The 11,463-nt window shown below is 74.8% G+C and carries 9 protein-coding genes and 1 pseudogene; 9 read left to right on the forward strand and 1 reads right to left on the reverse strand.

Annotated elements, in window-relative coordinates; genetic code table 11:
- Positions 1–43 precede the first annotated feature (43 nt).
- Positions 44–1,753: a hypothetical protein gene (locus tag VR45_RS33380; protein WP_045943646.1), complete on the reverse strand. Its 1,710-nt coding sequence runs from the start codon at positions 1,751–1,753 to the stop codon at positions 44–46.
- A gap of 511 nt (positions 1,754–2,264) precedes the next feature.
- On the opposite strand from VR45_RS33380, the gene VR45_RS50280 reads away from it, so the two are divergent.
- The 9 genes and pseudogenes from VR45_RS50280 to VR45_RS33425 all read left to right on the forward strand — a co-directional run.
- A complete protein-coding gene (locus VR45_RS50280) occupies positions 2,265–2,393 on the forward strand; it encodes a hypothetical protein (RefSeq protein ID WP_286163574.1) in 129 nt (42 codons plus the stop codon).
- Positions 2,394–2,869: 476 nt separating this feature from the next.
- Positions 2,870–4,072 (forward strand): hydroxymethylcytosylglucuronate/cytosylglucuronate synthase, encoded by a 1,203-nt coding sequence (locus VR45_RS33390; RefSeq protein ID WP_045943651.1) that lies wholly within the window; start codon positions 2,870–2,872, stop codon positions 4,070–4,072.
- 43 nt (positions 4,073–4,115) lie between these two features.
- Entirely contained in the window at positions 4,116–5,117 is a 1,002-nt protein-coding gene (blsE, locus tag VR45_RS33395) for a cytosylglucuronate decarboxylase (protein ID WP_045943648.1), read from the forward strand.
- On the forward strand, positions 5,105–6,016 hold the full coding sequence (gene blsF / locus VR45_RS33400; protein WP_234326418.1) for a CGA synthase-related protein: 912 nt from the start codon (positions 5,105–5,107) through the stop codon (positions 6,014–6,016). The genes blsE and blsF overlap by 13 nt, the downstream gene beginning before the upstream one ends.
- Before the next feature lie 78 nt (positions 6,017–6,094).
- The gene (blsG, locus tag VR45_RS33405) at positions 6,095–7,267 is read left to right on the forward strand and encodes an arginine 2,3-aminomutase (protein ID WP_052709570.1); all 1,173 of its coding nucleotides are present in this window, start codon (positions 6,095–6,097) and stop codon (positions 7,265–7,267) included.
- A complete protein-coding gene (locus VR45_RS33410) occupies positions 7,264–8,442 on the forward strand; it encodes a DegT/DnrJ/EryC1/StrS family aminotransferase (RefSeq protein WP_045943649.1) in 1,179 nt (392 codons plus the stop codon). Before blsG ends, VR45_RS33410 begins: the two co-directional genes overlap by 4 nt.
- Complete coding sequence (locus VR45_RS33415; RefSeq protein ID WP_234326420.1) at positions 8,439–9,749, forward strand: ATP-dependent carboxylate-amine ligase; 1,311 nt, start codon at positions 8,439–8,441, stop codon at positions 9,747–9,749. Before VR45_RS33410 ends, VR45_RS33415 begins: the two co-directional genes overlap by 4 nt.
- Positions 9,750–9,754: 5 nt before the next feature.
- Positions 9,755–10,999 (forward strand): MFS transporter, encoded by a 1,245-nt coding sequence (locus VR45_RS33420; protein WP_045943655.1) that lies wholly within the window; start codon positions 9,755–9,757, stop codon positions 10,997–10,999.
- 142 nt (positions 11,000–11,141) lie between these two features.
- Positions 11,142–11,463, forward strand: a pseudogene (locus tag VR45_RS33425) (hypothetical protein); the annotation flags it as partial.

Raw genomic sequence — 11,463 nt, forward strand, 5'->3', positions numbered from 1 at the left:
CGGCGGCGGTCGGCGGACCGACCGCCGCCGGGCGGTTGCGGAGTCAGGCGAGCTTCTGGCAGAGCAGCGCGTACGGCCGCGCCGCCCAGAGCTGCCACCAGGGCTGGCTGTACGCCACACCGGCGATGAACTCGTCGTCCGCGCACTGGCCCTTGCCGAAGCCGTACGCGAAGTCGCCGCCTCCGGCCACCGCCGGGCGGTTGTCGCCGTTGTCGAACCACAGGGTGCGGCTCGCCGTGCCGAGCGGGGTGGCGGACTCGGCGCAGAGCACGCCGAGCGTCCGGCCGTTGCGGCTGTAGCCGGAGACGAAGGAGCCGGCGGGGCACTGCGCCTTGGCGTAGCCCGGCGCCCAGTCGGTGTTCACGTACGTCCCGCCGTGGTCGACGAGGTAGCCGTGGTTCGCGCCCCAGAGGTTCGCGCGGGTGACGTCGCTGCACAGGCCGTTGTCACTGCCGTGGGCGAGGCCCAGCAGCCGGCTGCCGTCGGGGCAGGAGGCCTTGAGGGCCGACGGGTCCCAGTCGGGCCGGGTCCGCAGGTAGGCGGACTGGTTGTCGTCGATCAGGCTGGCGCTGAGCGTGGTCCAGTTCACCAGCGGCACCGGGGACTGCCCGGCGCTCCAGGAGGTGATCGGCCACTCGCGGTGGAAGGCGAGGAACGGCAGGTCCTGTTCGAGGATCGGCGTGCCGAGGATGACGAGACGGGCCATCAGCGCCCCGTTGATGTCGAGTCCGCCGTAGAGGGCGATCGTCCCGTTGACCTCCGGCTCGGGGTGGGTGGCGTCCAGGAGCACCGAACCGTTCACCGCCACCCGCAGGTACGGCTCGATCGACGCCTTCACGCCGACCGTGTCGTAGAGGGCGACGGAGGCCTCGGCGAGCAGCCCGGCCTTCGCCGTGGCGGAGCCCCGGAGGTCGAGGCGCAGCGGGGAGACGGTGGAGGTGCCGGGGTCGGTGGTGGTGGTCCAGCCCGGGCCCTTGACGTAGTCGGAGTGGACGCCCCAGGTGCCGTCGTACGCCTGCTCCGCGTCGAGGGTGACGGTGCCGTCGGCGCTGATGTCGGCGTAGAGGGTGAAGGCCAGGTTGATCACCACGGGCAGGACGCCGACCATGACCACCGGGCTGGCGCTGTACGAGGCCAGGGCGATCCGGACCGGGCCGGTGCTGCCGGTGAGGGCGGCGCTGACGTGCCAGTCGGCGTGGGCGCCCAGGGTGAAGCCGATCCGGGCCTGCTGCGGGTCGATCAGGCCGAGGCCGCCCCGGTAGGAGAAGTCGACGGCCGGGTGGAGTTCGACCGAGCCGGAGAGCCTGGCCGAGGAGCCGCCCGGCAGCGGGACGGTGGCGTCGGCGCTCAGCCCGAGGCCGCCGGAGACCGAGCCGCTGCCGGAGGTCGGGCCGAGGTCGGTGGTGACCTGGAGGCCGCTGATCCACGGCTTGACCTCGAAGGCGGCGGGGCTTATCGCGCTGTGCAGGTCGGCGCTGGTCGCGCCGAGCAGTTCGGGGAGGGTCGCCGGGCGGGTGGTGACGGCCACCGTCCCGTCGGCGGCCGGCTGGACGCCGGTGACGGCGACCAGTGCGCCGTGCGGGGCGGCCGGGGTGGGCGGACTGTCGATCAGCTGGCCCGGCCGGACGGCGGCCGCGGCGGACTCGGGCTGGGCGGATTCCGGGTCGGCCGCTTCGGTCTCGGCCGCTTCGGTCTCGGCCGCTTCGGTCTTGGCCGCCCCCTTGGCGGACTCCGCCCCGGCCGGGGCGAGCACGGCGGTGCCGGCCTTCGGGTCGTAGGAGGTTCGGGTCGTAGGAGGAGAGCGCGAGCGCCGGGGCCGCGGTGGTGGTCGCGGGCGCGCTGCCCTGCGCCGGCGTCACCACGGTGGCCTCGGAGGTGGTGCCGGTGGCCGGCGGGGCCAGCGTCGTGGGAACGTCGGGCACGCCGGGGGCACCGGGCGCATCGGGGGCGTCGGCGCGGGCGGAGGCGTTGGTGGCGGGCGCGGTGGCCGTGGTGGTCGTGGTGGGCGCCGGTCCGGCCGCGGTGGCCGAGGTCGCGCCCAGGATGCTGCCGCAGAGGAGGAGCACGGTCGTTGTCGCGGCGGCTGACAGCGTCAGCTTGCGCACGGTCACGTGGAGGGTCCCTTCGTGTCAACGGTGCGGTGGTGGTGCCGACTTGTGGTCGGCCGGGTCGCCGGTGGCTCCGGCAGCCGGGAAGCTAGCAGGCGGCGGAGGGCGTCTCCTGGTGCTATGTGACGTTTCACAGGTCGCGATCATCAAGGTGTCATGTCCCCGCCGTTGAAGCTTTGCCCGGTGCTCGCCACCCCGGGAGGGCCGGGGCGGCCGACCGTCATGGCCGAGCGGTCGACCCGGATGGCCGCCCCGGCCGGGGAGCGCGCGGACGGCGGACCGTGAACGGCGGGGCCGCGGACGGCAGGACCGTGAACGGCGGGACCGGTCGCATCGTGATTCCCCTCGGCAGGCGGCACACACGGGAGTCGGGCGCGCGGGCCGTTCAGCCGGACGGCGCGGAATCGACACCGCACGCTCCTTCACTGAACTCGCGCGCCCCGAGGGCGACAAGCCGCCCGCCGGGGGCGCTCGGGGGCGCGACGGAGCACTCGCGCGAAGCGCGCGAGACCGCCCGCGGACACGGGTGCGCCGACCCGGGGGCGGCTCGCCCGCACGCCGGGCGGCCACGGGAGGGGCCGGGGGCCCAATGGCCGTACGTCAACACAACGATGACGAAGTTCACCTGCCGGGGTGGAGTAGCGGGCAAATCCGTCAGTAGGCCAACCGTCCTGTCCTGTCAGGGTGCTAAGACTACGAAGCATGCGCCACAGGGCGCGGTGGTCGACCGGGACGGTCCGGCGCGGGAGGAGGCGGGGCGGATGCGGGTGAGTGGAGAGAGCCGGACGGTTGCCGTGGCCGGGGTGGATTTCGGCTGGGGCAGCTCCGGGAAGCTGAGCGCGGTACTGGCCGCCCTGCAGGCCCGCGGCGGCGAGCGGACCAGGATCGTCGGGCTGGCCTCGGGGCTGGGTCGGCCGGTGCTGGCGGGCTCGCCCGTGGAGCGCTGGTTCGACCTGCCGGACGCGGAACCGGAGCGGGAACTGGCGCGGATCGTCCGGGAGCAGCGGGTCGCGGCGGCGCTGGTGGTGCTGGACGGCGGGCTCGCGCGGGCCCTCGGCGACTGCGGGGTCCCGGTGGTCTTCGTGGACAGCCTGCCGTTCCTCTGGACGGAGGGGGACCGCGCCGAACTCCCCCTGGACGCCGAGGTCTACTGCGCGCAGCGGTGCGTCGACCTGCCGCCGGAGTGCACCGGGGTGCTGGCCGACGTACGGCGGCTGCGCTGGGTGGACGCGGTGATCGCCGGGGGCGGGGCCGGCCGGCGCGCCGTTCCCGGGCCGCGTCCGCGCCGGGCGCTGGTCAGCCTGGGCGGGCTGCGCGCGCCCCAGCTCGACGACTGGGCGAGCTATCCGCAGCTGGTGCTGCCCGCCGCGCTGGAGGCACTGGCCGCGTCCGGGGTCGAGGAGGTGCACGTCGCCGGGAACCTCCCGGCCTGGCTGGCCGGGCAGTTGGTGGACTCCTGTCCGGTGCCGGCGGCCACCACGGTCGGCGCGCTCGCCCACGAGGACTTCCTCCACCGCCTCGCCGAGTGCGACGTGCTGCTCGCCTCCCCCGGTCTGACCACGCTGCTGGAGGCCGGCCGGCGGGCCGTGCCGACGGTCTGCCTGCCGCCGCAGAACCTCAGCCAGATCTTCAACGGCCGTTTCCACGAGCGGGCCGTGGGCGGCGGGACACGCGTGGTCTGGCCGAAGGAGGTGTTCGCCGAGGAGGAGGCGCTGGCCCTGCGGGCCGGCGGCGAGGGGCGCGCGCTCGACCTCATCTACGGCGGCATCGCCCGGGCCGCCCAGCAGCACCGGCGCGCCACCTCCGCCGCGGTGCGGGGCCTGGTCGCCGAGGCGCTGCGCCGGGTGGAGCGGGAGCCCGGCACCGACTGGGGCGCGCTGACGGCGGAGGTCGGCACCGGGGGTGCCGCCCAGGTCGCCGACGCCCTGGTCGAAGTCCTGGGGGCCGTCGGCCCCGCCCGCTGATCCGTCCGACCGCTCCGAACACCACGCCGACGAAAGGGTCCGGGTGTCCGCCACCACGCCGACGCGCGCTCGCTACCTGTTCATCCGCATCCTCGAAGCCTGCAACGCCGACTGCTTCATGTGCGACTTCGCGCTCTCCCGCGACACCTTCCGCTTCTCCCGCTCCGACTTCGCCGAGCTGCTGCCCCAGGCCAGGGCCGCCGGGGTCGGGTACGTCCGCTTCACCGGTGGTGAGCCGCTGATGCACCCGGACGTCGTGGAGCTGGTGCGCGCCGGCGCCGAGGCGGGCATGCGGATGTCGCTGATCACCAACGGCTCGATGCTGCCGAAGCTCGTGAAGGACCTCGCGGCGGCCGGGCTGGCCCAGGTGATCGTGAGTCTCGACGGCGCCTCGGCGGCCACCCACGACACCTACCGCCGCTCCCCCGGCATGTTCGACGCCGGACTGCGGGGCCTGCGGATGGCCGACGAGCTGGGGGTGCTGCCGCGCGTCAACACCGTCGTCGGGCCGCACAACTACACCGAGATGCCGGAGCTCCGGCGGGTGCTGACGGAGGCCGGGGTGCGGCAGTGGGAGCTGTCCGCGCTCAAGCTGGACCGCTCGATCCGCTACCCCGACCCGGACCATGTGCGGGCGGTCTGCGACCCGCTCTACACGGCCGGTCCGCAGAGCGAACTCGTCCCGATGGGCAAGCGCTTCTACGGCGACACCCCGGAGGAGCAGTGGCACTACTTCGAGGAGTCCACCCCGCCCCGGGCCTCGCTGCCGCTCTGCCACGTCACGGACGACGTGATCTACATCGACGGCCGGCGCGGCCGGATGCACGCCTGCAGCTGCATCCCGCACCGGGAGGACGCCGACGGCCCCGGGGGCGCGCCGATCCGCGAGAACGGCGTGCTGCTGCTGGACACCCCGGCCTTCCGGGAGCACGCCGACCACTTCCGCACGCACGGGCCCCGGATGTGCAGCGGCTGCTCGACCACGGCGGCCGGCTACAGCGACGACGTGGCCCGGCTCGGGGAGGTGGCACCGTGGCGGTACTGACCACCGCTCCGGCGGCGCCGACCACCGGCCCGACGGTGCTGCTCGCCTGCCGCGAGCAGCAGTTGGACTCCGTGCTGGCGCTGCGCCGGGTGGCCGCCCATCTCGGTGACCTGCCCCGGTCGACCGACAACGGGCACACGCTGCCGGGCCAGACCCTGCCCGGCGCCGCGCTGGTCTGCGACGAGGAGGCGACGACCGCGCGCCTCGCCCGGCTCGGGGTGCCGGTACTGCACCTGCGCTCGGCCCCCGGCGCCGCCCTCGCCCCGCTCCCCGCCGACCGGATGCTCACCCGCGCCCAGTGGCCCGGCTGGCTGGAGCGCCCGGCCGGCGAGCGGCCCACCGGACTGCTGGCGCCGGCCCGGCTGAGCCGTCGGCGGGAACGGCGCGGCACCCTGCTGCTGCTCTCGTTCTGGGCCGTCCCGCCGCCCGAGGCCGAGGCCTTCGCCACCGGGCCGCTGCCCGCGCTCGTCAGGGAGGCCGTCCGCCGTACCGGTTCCTGCGCCGTGGTCGGGGACACCGGGCTCGACCCGGTCCGTGAGGCCATCGCCGGCCTGCCCGGGGTGACGGTCGACGCGGCGGCCGAGGCCGACGCCGACGAACTGCACGCCCGCGCCGAACTCCTGCTCGCCTCGCCGACGTGGGGAGCCGTCGCGCTGGCCCAGGCCCGGCGCGCACCGCTCGCCTTCCTCCCTCCGCTCGGCACCGCCCAGCGGGAGCTCGCCGAGCGGGTCACCCGGCTCGTCCCGGTGCCCCGCGCCGCCGACCCCACCGATCCCGCGCTCTGGCAGCCGCCGTCGGCCGAGGAGCAGTGGGGCGCCGTCGGCCCCGGGCTCGACGATCTGCGCGGCGCGCAGGGCGTCGCCCGCACCGTCCGCCAACTCCTGCTCGCACCGCCGTAGTCGGCACCCCGCCGCAGTCGCCGCAGTCGCCGCGCCCACCGCCGTCGGCCGACGTCCCCCCTCGCGAGGAGCCACGCCATGTCCCACGCCGCCCCCACCGACCGCGAAGACACCACCGGACCGCCCCCGGCCAGGCCCGCCCCGGACCGGGCCGAGTGGGACGACTGGCGCTGGCACATGCGCAAGCGCGTCAACACCCTCGAGAAGGCCCGGGAGTGGATCAACCTCACCGAGGACGAGGAGCGGGCCATCGCCGGGGTGGCCGGCCGCTACCGCTGGAGCATCACCCCGTACTACGCCTCGCTGATGGACCCGGACGACCCGAGCTGCCCGGTCCGCCAGCAGGCCGTGCCCGCCGCCGAGGAGCTGCTGGAGTTCCCCGGCGCCGAGGTCGACCCGGTCGGGGACACCCTCTACCGGCGCACCAACCGGGTGGTGCACAAGTACCCGGACCGGGTGATCCTGCTCGTCACCGAGGCCTGCCCGGTCTACTGCCGGCACTGCACCCGCAAGTTCCACACCACCGACCTCCAGGGCAGCTACTTCCGGGACGACGAGGGCGGCGCCTACGACGAGGACCTCCGCTACATCGCCGAGCACCCGGAGATCCGGGACGTGCTGCTCACCGGCGGCGACCCGCTCTCCTACCAGGACGGCCGGCTGGAGGAGATCGTCGCCGGGCTGCGCGCCATCCCCAGCGTGGAGATCATCCGGATCGGCTCGCGCTTCCCGGTGCTGCTGCCGCAGCGGATCACCGAGGAGCTCTGCACGATGCTCTCCCGCTACCACCCGGTGTGGCTGAACACCCACTTCAACCACCCCAAGGAGATCACCCCGGAGTCGGCCGCCGCCGTGGACCGGCTGCTGCGCCACGGCATCCCGGTCGGCAACCAGACCGTGCTGCTGCGCGGGATCAACGACGACGTCCCGACCATGCGCCGGCTGATGACCGAACTGCTGCGCATCCGGGTCCGCCCGTACTACCTGTACCACTGCGACAACGTCACCGGTGTCGCGCACTTCATGACCTCCGTCGAGAAGGGCTGGGAAATCATGGAGGGCCTCCAGGGCCACATCACCGGGTTCGGCGTCCCGCAGTACGTGCTCACCACGAAGATCGGCAAGATCCCGGTCTCCCGCCCCTCCTTCACCGAGACGCCCGACGGCGGCCTGCTGCTGCACAACTTCCGCGGCCAGCAGCTGCTCGTCGACGCGACGACGCACCCGATCACGGAGACGGACGCCCGATGACCCTCCACCAGCGGCAAGGCCAGCGCTTCCTCCCCTACGGCGCCAACTACCTCGACTGGTCCGACATGGCGGAGCTCAAGGAGGTGATCGACCACCAGGTGCTGTTCCGCTACCAGACCGAGCAGGAGAGCATGGCCTCCCGGCTGGAGCGCCGGGTGGGCGAGCGGCTCGGCGTCGCCCACACGCTGGCCGTGCACAACTGCACGGAGGCGCTGCGGCTGGCGCTGATCTCCACCCGCCCCTCGATCGGCGACCCGGTGTACATCCCGGCCGTCACCTTCGTCGCCGTGGCCGGAGCGGTACTGTCCTGCGGGCTGGTCCCGGTGCTGGTCGACGCCGACGAGTCGCTCGCCCTGGACCGGACCCTGCTGCCACCGGACGCCCAGCGGGTGATCGTGGCCCACATGGAGGGCTCGGTGGCCACCCTGCCGGAGGGCGTGCCCTACCTGATCGAGGACTGCGCGCAGACCCTCGGCGGGCGGTTCCCGGACGGCCGGGAGGTCGGCACGGCGGGCTACGCCGGGGTGTTCAGCTTCCACCACAACAAGGTGCTGACCTCCGGGGAGGGCGGCCTGGTGGTCACGGGCGACGAGCGGGCCGGGGCCACCATGCGCTGCTACCACGACCACGGTTCGGCGCGGGTGCCCGGCCACTACCCGACCTGGGACCAGGACGCCCACTACGGCGAGAACTTCGTCACCAGCGAGGAGGTCGCGGCCGTCCAGTGCCAGCAGTTCCGGCACCTGGACGAAGTGCTGGCCGGGCTGGAGCGGATGTACGCGCTCGCCCTGGCCGAGCTGCCCGGCCGCACCGACATCCGGCCGCTGCCGCGGGCCCGCGGCGACGTCAAGGTGAGCATGCGCCTGCGCTGCGAGTCCCGGGAGCTGCGGGACGCCGCCGTGGCGGCCCTCACCGCCGAGGGCATCGCGCACTGGACGCTCGGCAAGTACCTGCTGCCCGAGCACCCGGTGCTCACCGGCCGCCGCTCGCTCTACGCCGACGGCTTCCCCTGGAACCACGCCCCCGAGGGGCCGCTCCAGCTCAGCCGGGACGGCTTCGCCCGCACCCGCGACCTGCTGGACCGCACCCTGTGCCTGCCGCTCTCCCCCGAACTGCCGGAGGCCGAGCAAGCGGCCGCGGTCAAGACGATCCGGCGCGTCCTGGAGACGGTGTGAGCGGCAGCGGCCCGGTGCTGCTCATGGTGGACGACCGGCCGTCCACCTTCACCCGGTACGCGGCCCGCACGCTCCCCGAGCACCTCGTGCTGCTGCGCTTCGAGGAGCTGCGCGCCGACCTCTCCGAGGACCATCTGCGCCGCACCGCCCATCTGCCCGCCTTCTGGGTGCGGGCCGGTGAGCCGCTGGAGCGGGAGGCGGAGCGCTACCGCGCCTGGGCGGCCGCCGAACTCCCCGTCGCGCCCGAGCGGTTCTGCAACCCGTCCGAGCCGCGGCAGGCGCTCGCCCAGCGCTTCGCCGCCCTCGCCGGGCTGCCGCACCTGACCGAGCAGCAGGTGGCCTGGGTGCGCGACAAGGCCGCGATGAAGCGCCGCTTCCGCGAACTCGGCCTGCGCACCGCCGCGTTCGCCCGGGTCCGGGAGGCCGCCGGGATCACGGCCTTCGCCGCCGAGCACGGCTGGCCGCTGGTGCTCAAGCCGGTGGACTCCTTCGCCTGCGTGGACACCCACCGGCTGGACGGCCCCGAGGCGCTGTCCGGCCTCGACCTCACCGCCCGGGACTGGATGGTGGAGCAGTTCCTCGGCGGTACCGAGTGGGAGGTCTGCGCGGTCATCCACCGGGGCGAGGTCCTGGACGCCTGGCCGAGCGCGATGCCCTGCCGTCCGCTGGACATCGTCGACGGGGCGATGAACGCCAACATCAGCGTGGGCACCGACGAGGCACCGCCGGTGGACCTGCGGGCGCTGCTGCAGACCGTCGTCACCGGCATGGACATCGACCACGGCTACGCGCACATGGAGTTCTTCCTCGTCGACGGCGAGCTGTACGCCGGCGAGATCGGGCTGCGGCTGGCCGGCTGCGAGATCCCGGCCAACCACGGGCACGCGTACGGCTTCGACGTCTTCGGGGCCACCCTGGACGTCTACCGGGGGCTCGCACCGGAGCTGAGCTATCGTCAGAGACGGTGTGCGGGCGACCTCTTGCTGCCGCTGCCGGGCTCCGGGACGGTCCGCCGGATCACCCCGGCGGAGGAGCTGCTGCGTGTCCCCGGGGTGGTCGACGCCGTTCTCAAGGTCGGGGTCGGCGACACCGTCTCCGCCCGGCGCGCCTCGCACAACGCCTCGGGGTACGTCCACGTGGTCGGGGCCTCGATCGAGGAGGTGGAGCGGCGGATGCGCGACGTGCTCGGCGCCTTCGTGATCGACCTGGCCCCCGTGGTCGACCCGGTCCTCGTCATCGACCAGACCCCCGTGATCGATCCGGCCCCCGTCATCGACCAGACCCCCGCCCGGGAAGGAGCCCGTTGAACCAGGTGAGCACCTCCAGCCCGGACCGGGACACCCTGGCCCACCGCTTCGGCACGCTGCTGCGCCGCCCGCACGTGCCCGCGGTGGCGGGGTGGAGCCTGGTCTGCCGGCTGCCGGTCTACCTGATGTCGCTGGCCACCGTGCTGGTGGTCCGTGAGCAGGGCGGCAGCTTCGCCCAGGCGGGCCTGACCAGCGCGCTCTACACCGCCGGGATGGCGGTCGGCGGGCCACTGGTCGCCCGGCGGCTGGACCGCGCCGGGCGGCGGCCCGTGCTGCTCGCCACCGGTCTGTGCTACCCGGCAGCGCTCGCCGCGCTGGCCTGGAGCACCCGGCCCGGCTCCTGGGGACAGCTGGCCGCCGCCACCGCCGCCGGGATCGCCCTGCCGCCGGCCAACGCCTGTATGCGCTCGCTCTGGGCGCGGCTGCCGCTGGCCGACAGCGAGCGGGACACCGCCTACCTCTGGGAGGCGATCCTCACCGAGGTCCTGGTGATCGGGGCACCGCTGATGCTGGCCGCCCTGATGCTGACCGGATCGGCCGCACTGGCCGTCACCGCCGTGGCCGCGCTCGGCGGCGCCGGTGCGCTGGGGCTGGCCCTGGTCCGGCTCCCGCCGGGGACGGACCCCGACCCCGGCACCGAGCGGCGCGACCTGCTCGGGCCGCTGCGCAACCCGGCGATGCTGGCGCTCACCGCCGTCATGGCGGCCAGCGCCGTGCCGATCGGGCTGCTCACCCTCGGCATCCCCGCCTTCGTGGCGGCGCACGGCTCCCCCGGCGGCACCGGCCTCGTCTACGCCTGCTGGGGCGTCGGCAGCGCGCTGGGCGCGATCTGGCTCGGGCGCTCGCAGTCCGACGTCCCGGCGGCGGTGCGCTTCCCGCGACTGGTGCTGGCCTACGCGCTGGGGACGGGCCTGACCCTGGCGGCCGGCTCGCAGCCACTGCTCGCCCTCGCCCTGGCCGTCGGCGGCGCGCCGATCGCGCTGGTGTCGGCCGTCGAGATGACCCTGGTCGGCTCGGTCGCACCGAACGGCTCGCTGGCGGAGGCCTTCACCTGGGCCTCGCTGGCCACCGTGCTCGGCGACGCGGTGGGCCAGCAGGCCGGCGGGCTGCTGGTGGAACCGCTCGGCGCACGCGGGGTGTTCGCCGTCGCCTTCGCCGTCGCGCTGGGCGCCGCCGTCCTGGCCTTCGCCGTCCGCCCGCTGCTCGACCGGGGCACCGCGACCGCGACCGCCGCGGAGTGCGCCGCATGACCGGACGCCCCGTCCCCGTACCCGCACCCTCACCCGCCCCCGTTCCAGGGCCGGCGCAGACCCCGGCACCACCCGCCGGGCGGTGCCACCCGCCGCTCCGGTGCCACCCACCACTCCCCTCCCGCCCACGAGGTCACCGACGATGAAGCCCGAAGGCCCGCTGTTCCGGCCCGTCAAGCTCGCCCAATTCCCCTCGGCCGTCAAGGAGTTCCTGGCCGCCTCGGACGCCGACCCGAGCGCCGCCCCGAATGCCGCCGCAGGACTCGCCCCGGGCACCGTCGGGGTGCCGGTCCCGGTCGACGGCCGCACGGACCTGGCGCAGAGCCTGGACCTCGCCGAGCAGCTGTACGACGCCCTCCACCGCCCCCGGCCGCTCGACCTCGGCATCGTCCTCGGCGCCGACCGGCTCCCGGACGGCCTCGCCGAGCTGGCCGGACCGCTGGCCACCGAGTGGCTGCCCGAGG

It is taken from the genome of Streptomyces sp. NRRL S-495 (assembly GCF_000966955.1).
In the GTDB taxonomy this organism is placed as follows: Bacteria; Actinomycetota; Actinomycetes; order Streptomycetales; family Streptomycetaceae; genus Kitasatospora; species Kitasatospora purpeofusca.

Bases quoted from the DNA above. Each gene is read 5' to 3' on its own strand.
- VR45_RS50280 (WP_286163574.1), top strand. From the start codon at position 2,265: ATGTCCCCGCCGTTGAAGCTTTGCCCGGTGCTCGCCACCCCGGGAGGG.
- blsG (WP_052709570.1), top strand. From the start codon at position 6,095: ATGTCCCACGCCGCCCCCACCGACCGCGAAGACACCACCGGACCGCCC.
- VR45_RS33390 (WP_045943651.1), top strand. From the start codon at position 2,870: ATGCGGGTGAGTGGAGAGAGCCGGACGGTTGCCGTGGCCGGGGTGGAT.
- VR45_RS33410 (WP_045943649.1), top strand. From the start codon at position 7,264: ATGACCCTCCACCAGCGGCAAGGCCAGCGCTTCCTCCCCTACGGCGCC.